The sequence below is a fragment of the Natrinema halophilum genome (assembly GCF_013402815.2).
Classification (GTDB): domain Archaea; phylum Halobacteriota; class Halobacteria; order Halobacteriales; family Natrialbaceae; genus Natrinema; species Natrinema halophilum.
Window position 1 is genome coordinate 227,541 of record NZ_CP058601.1, and the last position, 21,226, is coordinate 248,766.

General features: G+C 62.2%; 22 protein-coding genes. 18 read left to right on the top strand and 4 right to left on the bottom strand.

Going from position 1 to position 21,226, the window contains the following annotated elements; genetic code table 11:
• Positions 1–253: 253 nt before the first annotated feature.
• The 18 genes from cbiT (at position 254) to HYG82_RS21945 (ending at position 17,007) form a co-directional block, all read left to right on the top strand.
• Entirely contained in the window at positions 254–874 is a 621-nt protein-coding gene (gene cbiT / locus HYG82_RS21860; RefSeq protein WP_179259270.1) for a precorrin-6Y C5,15-methyltransferase (decarboxylating) subunit CbiT, read from the top strand.
• A complete protein-coding gene (locus HYG82_RS21865) occupies positions 871–1,692 on the top strand; it encodes a cobalt-factor II C(20)-methyltransferase (RefSeq protein ID WP_179259271.1) in 822 nt (273 codons plus the stop codon). Before cbiT ends, HYG82_RS21865 begins: the two co-directional genes overlap by 4 nt.
• Positions 1,689–2,624, top strand: a complete 936-nt coding sequence (locus tag HYG82_RS21870) for a cobalt-precorrin-4/precorrin-4 C(11)-methyltransferase (protein WP_179259272.1) — start codon at positions 1,689–1,691, stop codon at positions 2,622–2,624. The genes HYG82_RS21865 and HYG82_RS21870 overlap by 4 nt, the downstream gene beginning before the upstream one ends.
• Before the next feature lie 3 nt (positions 2,625–2,627).
• Positions 2,628–3,623: a cobalt-precorrin 5A hydrolase gene (gene cbiG / locus HYG82_RS21875; RefSeq protein ID WP_179259273.1), complete on the top strand. Its 996-nt coding sequence runs from the start codon at positions 2,628–2,630 to the stop codon at positions 3,621–3,623.
• 182 nt (positions 3,624–3,805) lie between these two features.
• Positions 3,806–5,890 (top strand): histidine kinase N-terminal 7TM domain-containing protein, encoded by a 2,085-nt coding sequence (locus HYG82_RS21880; RefSeq protein ID WP_179259274.1) that lies wholly within the window; start codon positions 3,806–3,808, stop codon positions 5,888–5,890.
• A 329-nt stretch (positions 5,891–6,219) separates the two neighbouring features.
• The gene (locus HYG82_RS21885) at positions 6,220–7,083 is read left to right on the top strand and encodes a precorrin-3B C(17)-methyltransferase (protein WP_179259275.1); all 864 of its coding nucleotides are present in this window, start codon (positions 6,220–6,222) and stop codon (positions 7,081–7,083) included.
• A gap of 19 nt (positions 7,084–7,102) precedes the next feature.
• On the top strand, positions 7,103–8,137 hold the full coding sequence (gene cobJ / locus HYG82_RS21890; protein ID WP_179259276.1) for a precorrin-3B C(17)-methyltransferase: 1,035 nt from the start codon (positions 7,103–7,105) through the stop codon (positions 8,135–8,137).
• 21 nt (positions 8,138–8,158) lie between these two features.
• Complete coding sequence (locus tag HYG82_RS21895; protein WP_179259277.1) at positions 8,159–8,425, top strand: ferredoxin; 267 nt, start codon at positions 8,159–8,161, stop codon at positions 8,423–8,425.
• Positions 8,422–9,144, top strand: coding sequence for a cobalamin biosynthesis protein (locus HYG82_RS21900; protein ID WP_179259278.1), 723 nt, complete (start codon positions 8,422–8,424; stop codon positions 9,142–9,144). Before HYG82_RS21895 ends, HYG82_RS21900 begins: the two co-directional genes overlap by 4 nt.
• Positions 9,145–9,157: 13 nt before the next feature.
• Positions 9,158–10,387, top strand: a complete 1,230-nt coding sequence (locus HYG82_RS21905; RefSeq protein ID WP_179259279.1) for a CbiX/SirB N-terminal domain-containing protein — start codon at positions 9,158–9,160, stop codon at positions 10,385–10,387.
• A 79-nt stretch (positions 10,388–10,466) separates the two neighbouring features.
• Positions 10,467–10,838 (top strand): DUF3209 family protein, encoded by a 372-nt coding sequence (locus HYG82_RS21910; RefSeq protein ID WP_179259280.1) that lies wholly within the window; start codon positions 10,467–10,469, stop codon positions 10,836–10,838.
• A 2-nt stretch (positions 10,839–10,840) separates the two neighbouring features.
• Positions 10,841–12,136, top strand: a complete 1,296-nt coding sequence (locus tag HYG82_RS21915; RefSeq protein ID WP_179259281.1) for an outer membrane protein assembly factor BamB family protein — start codon at positions 10,841–10,843, stop codon at positions 12,134–12,136.
• A gap of 106 nt (positions 12,137–12,242) precedes the next feature.
• The gene (locus tag HYG82_RS21920) at positions 12,243–13,298 is read left to right on the top strand and encodes a hypothetical protein (protein WP_235217786.1); all 1,056 of its coding nucleotides are present in this window, start codon (positions 12,243–12,245) and stop codon (positions 13,296–13,298) included.
• Complete coding sequence (locus HYG82_RS21925; RefSeq protein WP_179259282.1) at positions 13,295–13,822, top strand: hypothetical protein; 528 nt, start codon at positions 13,295–13,297, stop codon at positions 13,820–13,822. The genes HYG82_RS21920 and HYG82_RS21925 overlap by 4 nt, the downstream gene beginning before the upstream one ends.
• 53 nt (positions 13,823–13,875) lie before the next feature.
• Entirely contained in the window at positions 13,876–14,661 is a 786-nt protein-coding gene (locus tag HYG82_RS21930; protein ID WP_343233086.1) for a putative sodium/potassium/calcium exchanger, read from the top strand.
• A 102-nt stretch (positions 14,662–14,763) separates the two neighbouring features.
• Entirely contained in the window at positions 14,764–15,606 is an 843-nt protein-coding gene (locus tag HYG82_RS21935; protein ID WP_235217787.1) for a hypothetical protein, read from the top strand.
• Positions 15,607–15,747: 141 nt separating this feature from the next.
• Positions 15,748–16,512: an enoyl-CoA hydratase/isomerase family protein gene (locus tag HYG82_RS21940; RefSeq protein ID WP_179259285.1), complete on the top strand. Its 765-nt coding sequence runs from the start codon at positions 15,748–15,750 to the stop codon at positions 16,510–16,512.
• Positions 16,513–16,605: 93 nt separating this feature from the next.
• The gene (locus tag HYG82_RS21945; RefSeq protein ID WP_179259286.1) at positions 16,606–17,007 is read left to right on the top strand and encodes a hypothetical protein; all 402 of its coding nucleotides are present in this window, start codon (positions 16,606–16,608) and stop codon (positions 17,005–17,007) included.
• A gap of 179 nt (positions 17,008–17,186) precedes the next feature.
• On the opposite strand, the gene HYG82_RS21950 is transcribed toward HYG82_RS21945, so the two are convergent.
• From HYG82_RS21950 to pyrB, 4 genes are all read right to left on the bottom strand, one after another.
• Positions 17,187–18,287 (bottom strand): hypothetical protein, encoded by a 1,101-nt coding sequence (locus HYG82_RS21950; protein WP_235217788.1) that lies wholly within the window; start codon positions 18,285–18,287, stop codon positions 17,187–17,189.
• Positions 18,288–18,584: 297 nt separating this feature from the next.
• Complete coding sequence (locus HYG82_RS21955) at positions 18,585–19,430, bottom strand: hypothetical protein (protein ID WP_179259287.1); 846 nt, start codon at positions 19,428–19,430, stop codon at positions 18,585–18,587.
• A gap of 243 nt (positions 19,431–19,673) precedes the next feature.
• Positions 19,674–20,156, bottom strand: coding sequence for an aspartate carbamoyltransferase regulatory subunit (gene pyrI / locus HYG82_RS21960; RefSeq protein ID WP_179259288.1), 483 nt, complete (start codon positions 20,154–20,156; stop codon positions 19,674–19,676).
• Positions 20,149–21,120: an aspartate carbamoyltransferase gene (gene pyrB, locus HYG82_RS21965; RefSeq protein ID WP_179259289.1), complete on the bottom strand. Its 972-nt coding sequence runs from the start codon at positions 21,118–21,120 to the stop codon at positions 20,149–20,151. The genes pyrI and pyrB overlap by 8 nt, the downstream gene beginning before the upstream one ends.
• Positions 21,121–21,226 lie beyond the last annotated feature (106 nt).

The window sequence follows — 21,226 nt, forward strand, 5'->3', positions numbered from 1 at the left end:
CGGTGTCTGGAGGCTCCTCGGTGAGACGCGTCTTCGACGGCGAGCGATGTCGGCTGCGAAGCGCCGATCAGTCGGTTGTTCGCATCTCGATCCGACCGGCGACCGACTCGTTCTGTGCCGAAAACTCGCTCGAAAACGGTTGTCCGCTTTCGTATGACAACTGGAGTCGTCAATCCGCTCCGCCGGAATAGCAACTACAGTTGTCCTACCACAAACAAAATTGTTTTAGGGCCGGACTTTGTTCCAACGGGTGATGCCACCCATCGCGCTTCCACACGACGCGAAGGCCGGACCGACCAAGTCCGAGGTCCGGGCCGTCGTTCGCTCGAAGCTCGCGCTCGAGCCGGACGACCACTTCGCGGAGGTCGGCTCCTGTACGGGGGCCGTCACGATCGAAGCCGCACAGCGAGCCGGGCGGGTGACCGCCCTCGAGCGGAAGTCCGAACGGCTCGAGACGACGACGAAGAATCTCGCCGCGAACGAGGAGTCGGTCCGTGCCGATATCGAACTCCGCAACGCGGAAGCACCCGAGGGGCTTCCTGACGACGCAGACGCGCTCTTTCTGGGCGGGAGTCGCAACTTCGGGGCCGTTCTCGACCACGCCGTCGAAACAGGAATCGACCGAATCGTCATGAACGTGTCTCGGCTCGAGGTCGCCGGCAAAGCGACTGAAGCATTCCGGAAGCGCGACCTACTCGAAGAGGTCGTCCAGTTCCAGGTGAGTCACGGCTACGAACTCGCCGGCGCGACGAGTTTCGACTCGGACAATCCGGTGTACATGCTGGTCGGAAGCGCGACTGCGAAAGGAGACGACGCCGACGGAGAGACGGGCGTCGCGGATGGTGGAACGGCGACCGGAGGTGCAAAGCGATGACGCTCTACGGCGTCGGACTTGGTCCCGGTGAGGCCGACCTCGTGACCGTCCGTGGGAAGGTGACCCTCGAGAATTGCGAGGTGGTCTACTCGCCGGGTCGGCTCTCGCGGACCGTCGCGCTCGAGCACGTCGACGAATCGAAGATCGGCGACCTCGATTTTCCGATGACGAAAGACGAGGAGAAGCTGCGGGCAGCGTGGAAGGAGGCTGCGTCGGAGATTGCCCCAAACGCGCGCGACGGGGACGTCGCCTTCGTCACGCTTGGCGACCCCAACGTCTACTCGACGTTCGGTCACCTGCGCCGAACGATCGACGCGTTCCATCCCGACGTCGACCTCGAGATCGTTCCCGGCGTGAGCGCGGTGACCGCGTTCGCGACCGCGCTGGGAGTCGAAATCGAAGCCGGTGCGGGTCTCTCGTTGCGGGAGGCCGCAGGCGGCCACAGTCCGACGGGGCCTGACCGGATGATCCTGTTTAAAGTCACCGACACGCCGGCGACCCACGAAGGCCTCGTCGAGGCCGGCTACGACGTGACCTACGGCCGCCGGCTCTTCATGGAGCACGGTCAAACGATCGTCACGAACGACCCCCAAGTGGTCGACGAACGAGACTATTACACGCTCGCCTACGCCGAGAAGGCGGACCTCGAGGTCGAACAGGCGACAGCCGCGTTCACGCGGGACGACGCCGACGAGTCCGACACCTCAAGCGAGGAGGATTCGACGACCAGCGACGAGCTGGTCGCGGACGGCGGCGAACTGATCGATCTCGAGCGCGCCGAAGGCTGCGCACACGGCGACTGTGGAGGCCACCGATGACCGAGGACACATCGAACGGCGAGACACCCGTCACGACGGACGGAGGCGGCCCCCAGGACGCGATCGACGCGCAGGGCGAGCGACGTCGCGAGGAACTGGACGACCGAATATTCGACCACAGCGCCGGCGACGAGCAGGAAGGGGTCCCCTTCGTCGGTGCTGGCCCAGGCGACCCCCGCCTGCTGACCGTTGCGGGCAAGGAATTGCTCGAAGACGCCGACCTCGTCGTCCACGCGGGGTCGCTGGTCAACAGCGAGTTGCTGGACGAGTACTGCAGCCACGCCGAACTGGTAAACTCCGTGGGGAAAGACCTCGAGGAATTGATTCCGCTGATGAGAGACGCCTACGAGAATGGCGACGACGTCGTCCGACTCCACAGCGGCGATCCAGCGATATACGGGGCGGCACTCGAGCAGATGGACGCGCTAGAACACGAGGGCGTCCCGACGTACTTCGTTCCCGGGGTCACATCGGCCTTCGCGGCCAGCGCGACGCTGCGGACGCAGCTGACGTTAAACGAGGTTTCGAATCACGTCGCCTTCACCCGGCCACAGGGGAAGACCCTGACGCCGGAGGAAGATCACATCTCAGACTTCGTCGGAATGGGTGACGTGACGACCTGCATCTACCTCGGGACCCACGCCGTCCGGGATACGATGAACCGGCTGCTCGAGGACGGCCACGACCCCGAGACAGCGGTTGCGGTGATCTATCACGCGTCCTGGCCGGACGAAGACGTGATTATCGGCTCGATCGGCGATATCGCCGAGCAGGTCGAGGAGGCGGGATATCGGGCATCGGCGCTGGTCGTCATCGGCGACGCCGTGACGGGAGCGGGCTACGAGCGGTCGTTCCTCTACGGCGATTGGGCGAACCGCGGCCCCGACTCGAGCGACGCGAACGAATCGGAAACGCACGCAGGAGACGACTAATCTATGAGTACGGATAACGCTGACAACGCGAACGACGATGCTGGATCGGACTCCGGCGGCGCACACTGTTCGACGGCGGACAGCGACGGCGAAGTCGCCGAGGAGATCGGGATTATCTCCTTCGGTCGGAAGATGGACACCGCCGAGGAGATCAAGGATGAAATCGGCGATCGCTACGAGACGGTCGACGTCATCGAGTACCACGGCGACGTCTTCGAGGAGCACTGGGGCGAGTACGATTGTTTCATCGGCCTGATGGCCTCCGGGATCGCGATGCGAAAGACGGCCCACTTGCTCGATGACAAGTGGGAGGACCCGGCGATCTGCGTCGTCGACGAGGAATTAACGTGGACGATCCCGATCACCGGCGGTCACCACGGTGCGAATCAGGTCGCACAGGATCTCGCAACGATGGGTGCCGTCCCGGCCATGACCACCGCGAGTGAGGCGGCCGGCAAGCAGGGCGTCGAATCCCGAGCGAAAGCGATGGACGCCCACGTCGTTAACGGCGACTCGACGGTCAAAACGAATCTTGCCGTCCTCGACGACGACCTCGGTCCCGTCGCTCGACTCGACGGGCCGCGTGCGGTACTGGTCGGTGACGACGTGACGGTACTGAAGCGAAACGAAGACGACGGAGTCGTCCTCGGCACAGGTAGCGTCTCCGGCGCGAGCAAAGCGTCGTTCCTCGCCGCCTGGGAGGAAGCGCTCGCACAGACCGACTATGGATTCGAAGACGTCGAGTTCGTCGCCACCGCGACCCGGAAGGAAGACGAAGAAGGGTTGCTCGCGGCCGCCCAGGAACTCGACCTCGGTGTGGTCGCATTCGAGAAAGAGACGTTGCTCGAGCATGAGGGGCCCTCCCCCTCTAAATCGAAAGAATTGATCGGCTGGCCGGGCATCTCCGAAGCGTCGTCGATTGCCGGCGGGCGCAACCAGGAACTGATTCTCCGGAAACTGAGCTACGAAAACGAGGTTACGGTGGCGATCGGTCGGTAGTCAGAGCCGCGAATCCAACAGTACCGGAGGGCAGCGATCGGGTTCGTTCGAGCGGCTCCGAAGGGGCGCCCCGAGTTGATTTCGATCGCCGGTTCGCTGTTCTGCGCATCTGAACGGGTATTCGAGGCCGCCATCTTTATTGCCGGATTGATATATGTAACGACGAGTACAGACAACAGACGATGTCCGTTCAATTCACCCTGTATTCACTTCCGTACTATCTCTCGAGTGTCTGTTCGGTCATCGTCGCAGCGTACGCGGTTCAGCAGGGGCGGAAACACGGGTTCGATCGGACCGTACGGTCCTTCGTTGCGATGCAGGTGATGGCCCTGTTTTGGGTGTTCTGCGTTGCACTCGATTTTTCGGTTACCGATCGCTGGCTCAAACTCGCGATCAGCGCCATCCGGTATTCCGGGGCGTTCGTTCCGGTCTTTTTCTTGCTGTTTGCGCTCGCGTTTGTTGGTCGTGATCGGTTCTTCTCTCCCCGGTACGTCGTCGCCTTGTCGATCGTGCCAGCCGTCGGTACCGTTCTCGCGGTAACGAACTGGTATCACGGGCTCATGTGGAGCGTGCAACCACTTGTCGAACATAACGGCGCGATGTTCTTACAACGGGAATTCACCTCGCTGTTCAACGTGACGGTCTTGTACGGGACCGTCCTCGGACTGCTCGGGAGCGGTGTTTTGCTGAAGCAGGCGCTCACCTCGCAACAACTGTACCGCCGACAGGCGATAGCGGTGGCCAGCGGGACGCTCGTCGCCGTCGGCATTACGGTGGTGTGGCTCGCCGTCGGATCGCCGGTCGAATTTAACATTCCATCGACACCGCTCGCGTTTTCGATCAGCGGGGTGCTGTACGGGTACGCGATCTTCCGGTTTCGGTTCCTCGACATCGCTCCCGTCGCCCGGGACACGGTCATCGACAACATGCGAGACGGCTATCTCGTGGTCGATCCCAGCGGCCGAATCGTGGACATCAACGACGCGGGACAGGAACTCCTCGACCGGACCGACGGCGACGTGATCGGAGACGAACTCGCGACCCTTCTCCCGAGCGAGGACGAAATGCTCGACGAACGCACTAACGAGGCTCGGATCGAGCGCGAACTGGCCGTCGAAACGGCCTGCGGTGACCAGCGGTTTCTCGTCGCACACTGCTCCGATCTCACGAAGCCCGACCGTGATCGTCCGCTCGGCCAGTTGGTGATCCTCCGGGACATCACTAACCGTCGACGCGTCCAGAAGCGATATCAGGCGCTTATCGAACACTCGTCCGACCTCACCGTCGTCCTCGACGAAGAGGGAACCATCATCTATGCGAGTCCATCAGCAAAATCGATAACCGGCGTCTCTGCGGAGACGATTATCGGACGGAAGACCCTGGACCTCGTTCATCCTGACGACGCCGAAACGCTGACCGAGCGATTCGAGGAGATTCTGGCGGACCCGGATCAGAACGTTCGATTCGAGTATCGGCTGCGCCATATCGACGGCTCATGGCACACGATGGAAGGCGTCGCTCGCAATCTCCTCGGAAACCCGTACGTCGAGGGTATCGTCGTCAACGCACGGGACATCACGGCACGGAAGGAACGCGAGCGCGAACTACGACGCACCAACGAACAACTCGAACAATTCGCGAACATCGTCTCACACGACCTCCGAAATCCGCTCACCGTCGCTCAGGGGCACCTCCGTCTGTACCAGGAGACCGGTGACACGGAGTCCCTCGAGACGATCGAGCAGTCCCATGAACGGATGGAGACGATCATCGAAGACGTGCTGACGCTCGCACAGCAGGGCAAATCGATCGGCGAAACCGAGCACGTCGATCTCGCGTCGGCCGCCAGGGACGCATGGGAGCACGTACAGACGAACGACGCCGACCTGATCGTCGACTCGAGCGTCACGATCACGGCCGATCGCGATCGGCTGCTCCAGTTGCTCGAAAACTGTTTCCGGAACGCGGTCGAACACGCGGGCACCGACGTGACTGTCACGGTTGGCGTGGACGATCAGTCCTTTTTCGTCGCAGACGACGGGCCTGGGATACCCGAGGAGAACCGGGATGACGCGCTCGAACCAGGGTATACGACCGGCGAGATGGGGACGGGGTTTGGCCTGTCGATCGTCTCGCAAATCGCGGAGGCACACGGCTGGATCGTCGAGATAGAAACGAGTTCGACCGGAGGGGCGCAGTTTACGTTCCGCGGCGAAACGTTCGACGACCTTTTCAAATCCGTATCCGAGGGACAGAAGTCCCGGTGATACTGGCTCTTCTGCGTCGATCCGCCGAACGACTCAGCGGTGCGTCACGAGCGACCGTTGCCTCGTTCGCGACGGCCACGGGCTCGTCACTCGGGAAATACTGCACCGATCACGCCGCACTGATCCTGCTCAGGGTCGTCGAGTACGACCGACGTTCGGTGATCGAGACGACAGGGTATCGTCACTCTCGGGGCGCGATACGCCACGATAAACCACAGTTGTTCTAACGCAATATAAATTGTTATGTGTCTCCGTTACGTCCCCGTGAGATATATGAATCGGATGGACGATCGACGAGGGACGCTGCACCGCCGGACGGAGTTCGAACCGTGACGGGCCCCACCGAGAACCAGGCCGATAGGGAGGCCGACGGAACACTTTACGTCGTCGGCATCGGGCCCGGCCTCCCGGACCACATGACGAAGCGGGCAACGGAGGTCATCGAATCCGCCGACGTGATCATCGCCTCGAGTCTGTATCAGGAGTTCCTGCGCGCCGACGGAACGATCCCCGCGGCGGAGCGCACGGACGAAGACGGAATCGCCACCCGGGAGGACGGGTTCGAACAGGAAATCGTTCGCTCGACGATGGGGCGACAGGTCGAACTCGCACGCGCGGCGTTCGACTACGTCCGCGAGGGCAAGGACGTGGCCCACGTCTCCGGGGGCGATCCGTCGGTCTACGGCAAGTCGGACCTCATTTTCAGGATGGCCGAGGAAGACGACGCCACGGACGTCTCGATTGAGATCGTTCCCGGTCTGACGGCAGCACTGGGCGGATCGGCGAACGTCGGCGCACCGCTTTGCAACGATTTCTGTACGGTCTCGCTGTCGGACAAGTGGCGCGGCTGGGATGAAATCGAGGAAAAGCTTCGGGCGGCTGCGATTTCGGGCTTCGTGATCGTCCTCTACAACTGCTGGCGTAATTACGAGCAAGCCGTCGATATCGTCCGCGAGGAGCGGATCGACGACGCCTACGTAGCTATCGTCAACGACGCCGGTCGGGAAGACGCCGGCCGCAACGGCGAGAGCCACTACATTACGACGCTCGGCGAGGCCGCCGACCACGACGACAAGGTGTCCGGGATGGGCACCTCGCTGATCATCGGCAATCACGAAACGGAGACCTGGCGCAGCGACGACCGAACGTACCTCGTCACCCCGCGCGGCGGGCGTGACATCGACGACTTCTAGCGCAACTGCCAACACTACAATGAGTACTGATACCAACGCAGACGCGGAATCGACTTCAAAATGCGGTGCCTCCTGGGGCGGCGAGAGCAACGAGGCCAGCACCGATAGCTCGAGTTCGAACTGCGGAGCCTCGAGTACGGACGATTCGAGTAGCTCCGCGTGCGGAGCCTCCTCGAGTTCGAGTTCCTCGTCCTCGAGCGGGTCACAGTGCGGGGCCTCGAGTTCCGGCGACAGTTCGAACGAACAGGAAGTCGGCGCGACGGTCGACGACTTCGACTCGGAGCCGGGCGAGTTGATCGCCGTCGGCCTCGGACCCGGCCATCCGGAGGGAATGACCGACCGCGCGAAGACCGCATTGCTCGAGGCGGATCACATCGTCGGCTACACGACGTACATCGAGCTGATTCCGGACGAGATCACGGAGCAAGCGGACGAGATCTACGACACGCCGATGTGCGGCGAAGTTTCCCGGACCGAAGAGTCGATCGACCGCGCGCTCGCGGGCAACGACGTCGCGATCGTCGGCAGCGGCGATCCCAACGTCTACGCCCTCGCAGGGCTGGCACTCGAGATACTGGAGTCCAAAGGTGCGACGGCGTCGATGGTCGACTTCGACGTCGTCCCCGGCGTTCCGGCGGCCCAGTCCTGTGCGGCCCGACTGGGTGCACCGCTCGTCAACGACACCGTCTCGGTCTCGCTGTCGGACCACCTCGTGCCGATGCCAGAGATCGAATCGCGGCTGCACTCCGTGGCCAGCGAGAACTTCACGATCACGATCTACAACCCGTGGAGCCGTAAGCGTCGGGAGAATTTCGAGAAGTGCTGTGAGATCCTCCTCGCACATCGCGGCCCCGATACGCCGGTCGGCATCGTCCACGGCGCCGGCCGCGAGGACGAGCAGGTGATGATAACCGAACTGAGCGAACTCGAGGGACTGGGGGAAAGCGAGATCATCGACATGACGACGACCATCGTCATCGGCACCGAGGACACCTACGTCTGGGACGACCGGATGGTGACGCCGCGGGGCTACGAGACGAAGTACGACTACTGAGCGCACTCGAACACATCCAGTATGCCACGATACGAAGTCACCATCGAGAAAGGAGCCTGCGACGGCATCTTCGCCTGTCTGACCCGCGATCCGCGGTTCGTCGAGGGCGAGGACGGCCTCGCGACGATCGACCCCGGCGCGGACCCGGTGTACGATTGCGAGGGCGAGGTCACCGATGACGAGGACCGCGTCGTCGCGACGTTCGACGACGACCGCATAGAAGAAGCCCAGCAGGCCGCCGCGGCGTGCCCGACGGACGCGATCGTCGTCGAGGAGGTGCGCGAATGAGCGACGCGGAATCCGCAACCGGGTTCGAGGTTCCATCCGATCCGCTCGCCGGCCACGCTGCGACGGCGTACTTCTGGGGCCACGTCGCCGGGAGCGGCGACGTGACTGACGACAGCATCGAGGTCGTCACCAACGACGAGGAGTCGGCGCACGTGCTCGCCTCGATCGCCGGGGGCAATCTCGAGCACGACACAACCACTCGCGACTACGCCCACGACACGTCCATTACGCGAACCGAAGACGAGTATACGCTCTCGATCGGCTGTGACGGGGGCGAAAGCGGCGAAAAAGAGGATGGCGATCTGCTCGGTCGCAGCGGCGCGCTCGGCCTCCCCGTCGACAGCCGCGGCAACTACCGCTTCGGCGCGTTCTCGAATTACGACCGGGAACTGCTCCGGGGACTGCTCGAGGGCTGTGGCACGATCTGCTTCAAATCGAAGAGCGGCACCGTGGGCATCTCCTTCGTCCACGACGACCGCGAACTGCTCGAGCTTGCACGGAACCTGATCGCCGAGTGTCCGATCGAGACCCCCGTCGGCGACCTGTCCGAAGCCTCCTCGGGCGGCTACTGGTTCAGCGTCGACGACGGCGCCGCACCGGCATTCGGAACGTGGCTCTACGAGAACTGCGAGGAAACGGGACTGTTCGCGCCGAGTCGTCGTCGGAAACTCGAGAAGAGTCTCGAGCAGGCGTCGGCGTACGGCGGCGACGAGGCATAGCGCACTCCGACCGATGAGCACACACGACGAACCCATGCCCGCGGCGACCGAATTCGACGACGAGGCCGTTCTCCTGGTAGGACACGGCTCCCGACGCGAGAAATCCAACGAACAGGTCCGCGAACTGGCCGCCAACCTCGAGTCGCGACTCGAGATTCCGGTCGACGCCGCGTTCCTCGAACTCGCAGAGCCCGCTATCGACGACGCCATAGCCGGACTCGCACCCGTCACGTCGCGGGTAATCGTCGTCCACTGCTCGTTGTTCGCCGCGAGCCACGTGAAAAACGACGTGCCGATGGCGATCGAGCAGGCCCGTGCAGAACACGACCTCGAGATCGACACCGGTGCCCACTTGGGGGTTCATCCCGCGATCCTCGATCTGATGGACGATCGGGCGGCCGCGGTCGAACACGACCTGAGTGTCGACCGCGAGAACGACGACGTTGCCGTCGTCCTCTGTGGGCGGGGCTCGAGCGATCCGGACGCGAACGGAGACGTTCACAAACTCGCCCGACTGCTATTCGAAGGCCGGGCGTTCGACCGCGTCGAGGCGACGTTCATCGGGGTCACGGAGCCGACGCTCGAGGATACGCTTCACGGACTTTCGAAGCACCGTCCGGACGCGGTCGTCGTCCTCCCCTATATGCTCGGCGACGGCGTCCTCACGCAGCGAGTCCGCGATCGGACGGCGGAGTTCGACGCGGACTACCCATACGTGGATGCGTCAGCCGGTGGTCCGCTTGGGACCGATTCTCGGTTACTGGACGTCTTCGCCGACCGCTGGCAGGAAGCCCGCACCAAGAGCGTCGAAATGTCCTGTGATACGTGCAAGTACAAGGTCGACCTCGAAGGCTACGAGGAGGACGTCGGCGGCGCGCGAGCCATGCTCCGGGCGCTCGCTCACCAGGAGGCTCACGCTGATCGAGCGGACGTCGACGACGAACCGCACAGCCACGATGCGCCCGGAAAACACGTCGCAGTGTGTACGAATCGAACTTGTGCCGAGATGGGGTCACCCGCTGTTCTCGAGCGCTTGCGGCAAGCGACCCGGGATTCCGATTACTGCGACGCCCGCATTACGCGATCGTCCTGTCTGGGACGCTGCGGCGACGGTCCTATGGTTGCGGTGTACCCGGACGGGATCTGGTACGGCGACGTCGCCAGCGGGGATGCCGAACGGATCGTCGCCAACCACCTGGAGCGAAACCGCATCGTCAGCGACCTCGTCGATCAGACGCTGTAGTCGGTCGTACCGATGCGGAATCCAGTCGGAATAGCACGCGAACTACCTGCGGAAACAAATCGAACCTAACGACGAACCTATGAGCTGTTACGAAATCGAAGCATTGCGACTCGGACTGATGAATGTCCTCGATGTCGGGGACGAGAGTGCCCGCAACCACGCGGCGAACGAACTCGAGGGCCATCGAGATGGCCCTATCGAAGGCCTCGCGGAGGCCGACACCCTCACGGAGATCCAGCGGCATCTCGATGCGGCGCTGGTCGATCTCGAAGAGGTGGTCGCAACGATGGATCGCGACGACCCCGAGTTCGATTATACCCGGGGTCGACTGCTGGCGGTTCGTGACGCCGAACGAGCGGTCCAGCGACTGAGCGCTCAGGGAGAGAGTATCGTCGACGGCCTCGGCGATGCGCACGATACCCTCCACGAGACGTTCCCGGTCGAAGAATAACGATGAGTGAGAGCGCACCTAAAAACGATCGCGCCGAATTCCGATCGGTATCGCTCGGAAAGATCGAACCTGCCCGTAGCCGGCATATGTGGACCCGATCCGCGGTCCACCTACCCGAGACCGAAGCCCTCGTCGTTACCGGCGAGTGGGATGGAACCGTCACCGGCCGCGACGCCGACACGCTCGAATCGCGCTGGACGGCCGATCATCCGGGCCACGCCGTTGGGATCGCATCGCTCGAGGCCAGCGGGTCCGGGATGGATAGCGACGAGCAGGATGGGAGAGCCGAAACGATCGTCGTCGGCGGGCGGGGCAAAACGGGGACGATCGCCGCCTACGACGCCGAATCGGGCGATCGGCGCTGGCGATACGACACCGCTGACGACGTCGGCGAAGCGGTCAAAGACACCGTTTTCTACCGCCCCTACGTCGTCGCCCTCGAGACTGATAGAACCGGATTGTACGCCGCGGCTCGGCGCTACGAACGTGACGGCGAGGCCCGTCGGTGGTATAGCACGGTCTACGCGTTCGATCCCGACGGGACAGTTCGGTGGACGTACGAAACCGACGCCTCGCCGATTGCACTCGACCTTGACGCCGACGGCGACCGTTTGGCGGTCGGTTATAATCGGTGTATGGGCGACCACGATACCGGACTCGTCGTCCTCGAGACCGATTCCGGTGACCTCGCGTGGACCTGGGACCCCGGAACCGAGGGCGACCGCCGCGTCGGCGACGTTTCCATCGACGGGGAATCGATCGCCGTCTCGAGTCACGGCGATAAGCGTGGCTATCTATTGGGTTCCGGTGGTGCCGAGCGCTGGAGCGTCGACCTCGCTGTCGAAACCGAAATCGACGGTGAGACGCTGTATGCCTATCCGAATCACGTCTTCGCTCATAACGGCCGGATCGCGTTCGTGACAGGCAACACCTACGCACAAGCGGGACGCGAGACCGGCAATCGGCATCCGAACGAACACCGGATCGCCGCGTTCGACGCCGACGGCGACCTCGTCTGGGCCGACGACGTTCGCGGCTTCGTCCACGGTCTCGCCACAGCCGGCGGGCGTCTCGTCGTCCCCTGCGCCCAGAATTTCCGAGTCCGCGATCCGACAACCCACCGTATCCGCTGGTTCGATCTCACGTCCGGTGATGGCGACAGCGAGCGCCTCGGGGGGATCGCCACGGCTGCCGCCGTCGAGGGCGGGACCGTCGCAGCCATCGAGGAACCCGTCGAGTATCACGACGACGGCGAGTTGCGCGGCGAATACGCGCTTCGCGTCGGCTCGCTCGAATAACACGCTCGGTCGGTCGCTGCGAAACGCAATCGACTTCGTTGTGTTGGATCGTCGCACACGCAAGGCCAACCCCCACAACGCAGAGGACCATCTGTTTTCCCGTACAATGACTGAGGGTCCAGAATACGACGGCAACGAGGTGTTCGTAAAACCCGTGGTGACCGGGTTCGCCTCGACCCGTCACGACGAGAGCGACCGGCGGGGCATCCCCTCGCGCCCTGTGATGACAGACGGCGGGCAAGCGGAGATGGACGACGCTGACGACGGAGACTCGAGCGATGAGTCGCCAGAGGAGACGACGGAGGCGGAAGCTGAAGAGACTGAATCTGGAGAGGGCGAAGAGGCTGAATCTGAAGAGGCCGAAGGAGAGGCGGAAGAAGCTGAATCTGAAGAGGCCGAAGAAGAGGCGGAAGAAGCTGAATCTGAAGAGGCCGAAGAAGAGGCGGAAGAAGCTGAATCTGAAGAGGTCGAAGAAGAGGCGGAAGAAGCTGAATCTGAAGAGGCCGAAGAAGAGGCGGAAGAGGCTGAAGAGGAAGAAGCCGAAGAGGAGGCGGAAGAGGCTGAAGAGGAAGAAGCCGAAGAGGACGAGTATCATGTCGAAGACGCCGACGACGTCTACCAGAGCGACGAGGCATCGGGCGTCCTTCACCTCGATCTCGACGGGTTGTTCCTCGACCTCCTCGGGCTCGAGGTCAACCTGAACTCGGTCACGCTGGACGTTTCGGCGCGACCAGGGGAGGGTAACCTTCTCGGAAATCTTCTGTCCGCCGTCGCGGGGCTGATGGACGGTACCGACGCCATGATGGATAAAGCGAAGTCCCTGCTGAGCAAGCCGGTGGAGTTTCTCAGCAACCTGATGAGCAAACCCGGTGAGTGGCTCGAGGGGCTATTCAGTGGTGATGGCGAAAGGGACGAGGAGCCAACGGCGGATGAGGATGTGGCTGACGAAGGTGAAGACGAGTCACCCGGCCGGATCGCGTCGGCGATCGGCTGGCTCAAAAAGAAGTTGGCCAGTCTCGTCCCAAGCGTCCCCACCGAGGAGATTGTGGCGATCATCGTCAGAGAAGTGCTCGAACAGCTGGTCGAACGGCTCGAACCGGACCGAGACGAGGAATCCGGCGGACAACCCGAATCACAGTCACAGGCGGAGGCGACTTCATGAGCGACGATTCACTGACACAGCGACTAGACACAGAAAAGATCACCGACAACGTCGACGTGAACAATCTGGTCGAAGGCACCCAGTGGGAAGACGAGATCGACGAGGAGAAACCGCTCGGAGAGGCCCTCGGCGGACAGATCGGTGCGGTCGTCGGACGAGCGGTCGGGGAATCACTCGGTCGAACGATCGGCAACATGGTCGTCGACGAACTGCTCAGTTCCAGCGAAACAGAGCAGGGTGACGGCGAAGAATCGACAGAAGAAAGCGAAGAGAGCGTCGAGGAAGGGACCGACGAGGGCGAAGAAGGTCGAGAGGCCGAAGAGAGCGTCGAGGAAGAGACCGACGAGGGTGAAGACAATCGAGAGGACGAACCGGCGGTGGGCGAAAGCGATGACGCGGGTGCCGACGACGATGACGCGGGTGCCGACGACGATGACGCGGATGCCGAGGAAACGGCAACCGACTCATCCGACCAATCGGATGAAGCGGAATCGGAAGCCGAAACGGAAACAGACGAGGAGTAAGACCGTGATACAGGGCCAGCCTATCGATCACGAATCAGTTCGAGATGATCGCGATGAGTAACGGACTCGGATTGAAAGAGATCGTCGCCGAAGAGGTCAGCAAGCAGGTTGCCATCGGCGATATGCTCGGAGACGGAGCGATCGAGGACAGCGTCGACGGCAGCGAGGTTGGCGCGGCCGTCGGTCGTCAGTTCGGGGAGCGCATCGGACGCGAACTCGGTGCCTCGATTGGCCTCGAGGTTCACGAGTCGATCGCCGACGGAATCGAGGACGGAAAGAAACTCGGCGAGATCAAATCAGACCTCGCCAGGGGAGTACAGAGCACGGTCCGCGAATCGCTCGAGTCCGTCAACGAAAGCGATTCGCTCGCATCGATGGCCAGGGGCGCAAGCGAGGGGGGCAGCCTCAAGGGACTGGCAGCGGGAATTGGCGGTGACGACGCCGAAGCGCCGGCATCGGAGACCGAGTCGCAAGCGGGGTCAGAGGCCGACGCGGAGAGCGAGAAACGGGCTGGCGAAGGCGAAGATACGGACGACGCCGAAGGTGACGAGTCGGGAAGCGAGAAAACGGACGAAAGATCCGAGAACGGAGAGACTCGGGCCGACGAGGAATCGAGCCTCGCACTCGAAAAAGCGGACCAGTCGGTTGACGATCTCGAAGACCTGCGGAAAGAGACCCTCGAGGACTTCCTCGGCGTCATGTCCTACAACGACCTGCAGTCGATTGCCAAGGATGTCGATGTAAAGGCAAACCTCAGTCGCGAAGAGATGACCGATCGGATAATCGAGACCGTCACGAACGACGAGACGGGCGCTGGCTCGGAGGCGGAAGCCGAGTAAGTAGTCCAATCGAATCCGCTGTCAGAGCCGCTCTGACCTGGGGTGGGGGACAGCAATGGAACCAACCGATTTCGATGCGACCGCGGGATGACTGACTCTCAGATGAGCCCACACGATCAACTGCGCGATCGAATCCAGGACGTACTGCACGAGGCGGATGCCTCCAGCGGTGCGATCGTCTCGAGTACCGATTCAGACGGCGACCAGGAGACAGCCAGGACGGAGTTGCTCGAGACGGCAGAGGAAGCGAGCGATATTCTGGAGACGACGGATCCGTCTACATTGCTCGAGGCGCTCGGACTGGATACGCTTCCGGACGGCTCTGAACCGGGCTCGATTCCCGCTGCCGTTGCTCGGGCAGAGCCGGAACGGCTCGAAGCGCTCCAGCGACTCCTCAGTCTCGCGAAACTCGCTGACCGATACGATGGAGGAACAATCGACGGTGCCGTCGATGATCTCCGGAAGACGGTCAGCGAAACGGGCGAATCGGCCGCGGAATCCGAACCGGGCGCTGCTAACGGCGTCGAATCCGACGACGAATCGATATCCGATCGGAGCGACGCGACCGAAACCGAGCGTGGCGACGCGACCGAAACCGAGCGTGGCGACGCGACCGAAGCGACCGACGAACCCGAAGAACGACTCCGATCGGCCTTGCAATCGTCGTTTTCTGCTTTCGGCGACGAGATCCAGCAGCTGCGGGACCAACTCGAGACGGCGAGCACCGATTCAGAGTCCGACGAGAAAGCCGGTTCAGCGGAGGGCGGTTCGGAGGAGAAAACGGAAGACGCTGTCCCGAGTCCCGAACTCGAGAGTGGTCGGGACCGTGGCGTTGCATCCGCCAGGGGGTCTCACCACTCCACGATCGCACCGTCACCGTCGAAACGAGCAGATATGCGCGGGCTCGCGCGGTTTTCGACCATGCCGGACAAACGGAGGGAGTGACCGGCCGGTTGACAACGCCGTCAGAACGCTTTACGAGACGAGTTTCTTCTTCGAGACAGCGACCACCGGACTTCGTTGACGCGAGGACCGGCTCGGTCGCTAACGATTACGGTTAAGAGTCAGGGCCACGAGGCTCAGGGCATGAAGATCGATACCGATGATGGCGTTTTGCGACTGACGTTCAATCGACCGGATTCGCTCAACGCGCTTACGATGGAGACGGCGGACGAACTGGCCGATGCGATCGGCGACGCCACCACCGACGAGTACGATGTGATCGTTATCACCGGCACGGGCGACGCGTTCAGCGCCGGTGGCGACCTCGAGATGCTGGCGCACACCCCCGACTCGTCGCAGGAGGAGTACGAACGCATCTCCGAAACGTTCGGCCGCGTCGTCGAAGCGATGCTCGAGTGTCCCGTTCCGATAGTCGCGAAAGTCAACGGCGACGCGATCGGCGCCGGCCTTTCGATCGTTGCACTCTCGGACATCGCGTACGCCGCTGCCGATGCGACGTTCTCCTGTGCTTTCGTCAGAGTCGGGTTGGTCCCCGACACCGGCGGCACGTTCATGCTCCCTCACATCGTCGGACTGCGGGCCGCAAAGCAACTTGCATTCACCGGTGAGTTTTTCGGCACCGATCGGGCGGCCGACCTCGAGTTGCTCAACGAAGCGGTTCCCGCCGACGAACTCGACGACCGGGTCGCAGAGACCGTCGAACGGCTTGCGAACGGTCCCACTGCGACGATCGGGATGATGAAACAGGCTATGCACGAGAATCTGGGCCGTTCCTGGGACGACGCGCTCGACTACGAAAACCTGCTTCAGGCACAGGCCCGTACGTCACAGGCCCACGAGGAGGGAGTCTCCGCCTTCCTCGAAGATCGCACACCGGAGTTCGAGTAAGGCGATCCGAAGACGCGTTTGAATCCGTCGTTCGGCGCGCATGGGGTCGCAAGCACTACGACCTTGCATGACTCCGTTGTCACTCCGAATGCAATGTCTCCACAGTTTTCCGACGATGATACCGGCAAGCGCGTCGTCAACGCCGACGGCGATAAGATCGGGATCGTCGCCGACGTCGATCACGGAACGGCCCACGTCGAACCAGATCCCGGAATTACGGATACGATCAAGGCAAAGCTCGGCTGGGGCGATACCGGTGAAGACACCTATCCACTTCAGGAAGAGTCAGTCGCTCGAGTAACGGACGACGAAGTCCGCCTCCAAAGCGACCTATCCGGATCTGGCACGACCGGTGGAATGACCGACGCCGAGACGTCCGGGACGACAGGAACGAATCGCGACCGCGGTATCGATCGGGACGAGAACGATATCAGTGGCACTGACGACGACGACGAGTCGCTTCTCGGAGACGATACCGACGACCGCCGTCGATAACACGGCTTACGGTACGGTTGACGCGACGCTGTGCCGAACGGTATCGGTTACATTTCCGTTTTTCTCGCGCGTTCTAGTCGCGGATGCGCGCCCCTTCTAGTCGCGGATTTGCGCTGGATTCTATCGGGAGTTCGTTGCCAGCTATCGACGACGTAGCTGCGTGTCGGAACTCGAGGGAGTCATCTCCGCTTTGGTTTGCGTTTCTCGTCGTCGCGCCCGTTCCGTGGCTGCTGCTGGGACCGGTTCGACGACTGTTCCTCTCCAGCACTCGTTTCCCGGGACCGTTGGGTCTCTCCGCGATTGTGTTCGTTGCGACGTTGCGTCTCTCCGCGAACCCGGTCCTCGGGGCGTTCTTCCTCGGGGCTACGCACGTCCGATTGTTCTGCGGGTCCCTGCTGGCTCTGTGGGGCCTTTCGGCTCGTTCGTCCGCGTTCGCGTCGACCGCCCTCGATGCGTTGAGAATACCGTTCCGGCGGGGCCCCCTGGCCGGTTTGGGGCTGAGTTGCCCCTCCGCGTTGGGCTGACTGCTCGGCTTCCTGCTCGCGGCGCCTCTGGGTCTCGCTCGTCGCTGGACCGCCGTACTGGGTTTGCTGTGGACCCCGAGGTTGGGTGTGAGGGCTCTGCTGTTGCTCCTGTTCGAACTGCCCGCCAGGCGCCGCCGACATCGGCTCTTGCTGGGCGCCAGATGCGCCGGCCGATTCGCCGCCGTACTCGCCAGGGGTGATCCATTCGCCAGTCTCCGATCCCGTCCGTTGTCCGGTCGGCGTTCCGGTTTGCTGTCCGAGCCCCTGTGATGACGTCGCACCCCGTTCGCTCGTCGAATAGTCCGGTTGTCGGCTTCCGGACGGCTTGCGTTCCGTTCCCGGAACTCGAGTGTCCATTTGGCCGCGGCTTCCGCGTTGGGTTGGTTCCTGGTGGCTTCGTTGCCCGCTCTCCGATAGCTGACGTCCCATTTGTTCCATCTGGCCACCCATCTGCTCCATCTGGTTCATTTGCGGCTGAGCAGCAGCTTCGAAGCCCTGTTCCATCACCTGTTCCATCTCCGGCAACATGGCTTCGACTCCCTGCACGTAGCTCTGCATCATCGACTCCGTGAGTTGCTGGCTCGGTGCGTTTTCGAGCATCGATTTCGTCATCTCGAGGCCCTGTTTCTGGGCGCTTTCCTGCCATTTGAGCGCGCTCAGTGACATTCGAACCATATCCCGCTGGAGATCGATCAGCTGTTCCATCGCCTGCTGGCCCTGGTTCATCGTCGATTCTGTCATTTGCTGCGTGTCCATGGGTTGCTGGGATTGATTCTGTCTCATGAGAGTCACCTGGGGACCGTGTGTCACCGTCGTCCGATCCCCGGTTCACGATTGCGCGCGACCGAGACGCAAATAAAGGGCGACGTCAGTTCCGTACGGAAGCGCAGATACAACCGATCATAACCGACGAAGGACAGGATCGCTCGGCACACGACGTGGCCGCACGCCGTCTCGCGGATACAGACGACTAATCGTCTCGTACTTCGTCGTAATCACGGCTTGGAAGCTGAAACGGTCGTTCGAAACGCGGCGCAGGTCTCTGCGCTGCGCTCAGGATTCGGTTTCAGAGCCCGGTTTGCCGTGGGTTACCCCATTTCGCTCGTCCGCTTGCATCCGTCGCAAAGCTGCGCGTGCGTTGCTCGCCTCGTACCCGAAAAAGACGTCGTTGGCGTATTCCTCAGCGACTTCTGTCGCGTGAATGAGGTCGTCCACGTCGATATTTATCGCGTACAACTCGATGTTGAACGGCGTTTCGAGCGCGCTTTCGAATCCCTTCGCGATCGTCTCGAGCCAGTAGGTCGTCCCGTAGGCCGTATCGTACAGTGGGACGACGAATTCGTCGATGTACTCCTCGATAGCCTCGAGGTCGATGCCGGCGCGTTCGTAGAGGTGACCGGGATACGGGTCCGGATAGAGCGTCATGTAGACCGTTCCCGGAATGCGATCGGCGGCCGCGTCGACGAACTCGGTGATGACGTTTGCCCGCCAGGCCATTCGGTCGTCGTACTCGCTCTCCGCGAACGACGTTTCGCAGACGCCACAGCGACAGTATTCCGCACGGGGAAAGCCGATGTCGTCGAGGCGGACGTCCTCGTTTTCGGCGATGCAGTCGTCGATGATTTCGAACAGACCCTCTCGATAGTCTTCGCGGGAGGGGCAGACGTACGCCCAGTCGAAGTACGAACGTTCACGGTCGGCCGGTCGGCCCATGTCGTCGACGGGGACCAGCGACGGGTCGGCGTCGGCGGCAGCGTTGTCGCCGAAGCAAGAGACCATGTTTACCCCGTCAGCGATCGGGTCGGCGGACCGGCCGGTCACGTCTTTAACCTCGTAGAAGCCGCGGTCGAACTCCGGCCACCGTACTTCATCGGCGTTACGGGTAACGACGCCGTACATACCTCCTGATACGTCGCCATCCCCGTAAGCCGTTCGGATTTGTACGTTACGCTTCGGTTGGTTCGTAGTCGACTTCGACGTCCGACGAACCGCTAAAGGCGACTTTCCACAGGACGGCGATGGCGAACAGGGCGAGTACAATTTTGACGGTACGTGACATGTACATCTAGGGGTTCGGTTGGGAATCACTTAGGTATTCTGGATGGTCACTTCGGTGAGAAACTATCTCGATCTGCAGACTGCTCAGGTATCGATCAGGGATGCGATCTCTTCGCGGACGATCGTTTCGCAGTACGAACAGCGAACGCCGTCTTCCAGGACCGTAAATCGTGACGTGACGGGTTCGTTGCCGGTCGTGATACAGGCGGCGTTGGGACAGGAGAGGACACCCTCGACGACGTCTGGACGTTCGACGCGGTGTTTCTCTTCGACGTCATAGTCCCGAACGATATTGATCGTCGCGTCTGGCGCAATCAACGAGAGGACGTCAACCTCGTCTTGACTGAGTTCGCGACCCTCGACCTTGACGATGTCCTTGCGCGCGAGCCGATCGGATGGGACGTTCATCCCGATCGATAGCTCCTCACCTTTGCTCCCGTCGATACCCAGAATCGCGAGGACGTTCAGTGCCTGTCCGCCGCGGACGTGATCGATGACGGTCCCGTCGCGAATCTTGCTGACTCGCAGTTCGTGGTCGACGTCCTCGTTGTCGCCCTCGTTACTCATCGAGATCACCTCCACTGGTGTCGTCGGTTCCATCGGGCCCGGCGGTTCCGTCATCACTCAACAGGAGGTCCAGAAGCGCCATTCGAACCGGAACTCCGTTGTGCGCTTGCTCGAAGTAGGCCGCGTGGTCGGTTTGGTCGATTTCGGGGGCAATCTCGTCTACCCTCGGCAGCGGATGCATCACCGTCAGGTCGTCGCTCGCCGCCTCGAGCGTCTCGACGTCGATCTGGTACTCACCGGCGACCGTCTGGTACTCGTTTTCGTCGGGGAATCGCTCGCGCTGGATTCGCGTGACGTAGAGGACGTCCAGTGACGGCAGGATGTCCTCCAGGGATTCGTGTTCGCGGATTCCCGTTCCGTCCTGTTGCTGATGGAGGTCGTAGACCACCTCGCGGGGTAGTCGTAAGCTCTCGGGGCTGACGAAGTGCTGACGAGTGTCGAAGTTGGTCAACGCGTGGGCCAGTGAGTGGACGGTCCGACCGTATTTCAGGTCGCCCATGATACCGATCGTCAGATCGTCCAATCCGGCGTTCTCGCGGATCGTATAGAGGTCCAGTAACGTCTGTGTTGGGTGATGGCCGGCCCCATCGCCCGCGTTCAGCAACGGGACGTCGACGAACTCGCTGGCCATCGTCGCCGATCCCTGCTTTGGATGCCGGAGGACGATTGCATCCGCATACCCCTCGATGACACGGACGGTATCGGCAAGCGTTTCTCCTTTCTTCACGCTCGAGGATTCGATCGATCCCATGTCGACGACGTCACCGCCGAGCCGTTTCATGGCGGTTTCGAAGCTCATCTTCGTCCGCGTACTCGGTTCGAAAAATAGCAGGCCGAGCAAGGTTCCGGCGTGTCGGTCGGCGACGGCCGACGGGTCGGCGGCGATATCGGCTGCATGGTCGAGGACGGTCTCGATGTCTGCCCGCGAGAGTTGTTTGCTCGTGATGAGGTGATCGTGGCGCATTCGTTCGTGTAGGCTTGTGCGTGCCCCTTGAATCTCTCCATTCGACGGTGGCATTCGCGACCCGGTTGCCGTGGTGGTCGACTGGGTGGCAATCTCCCGGATTCGC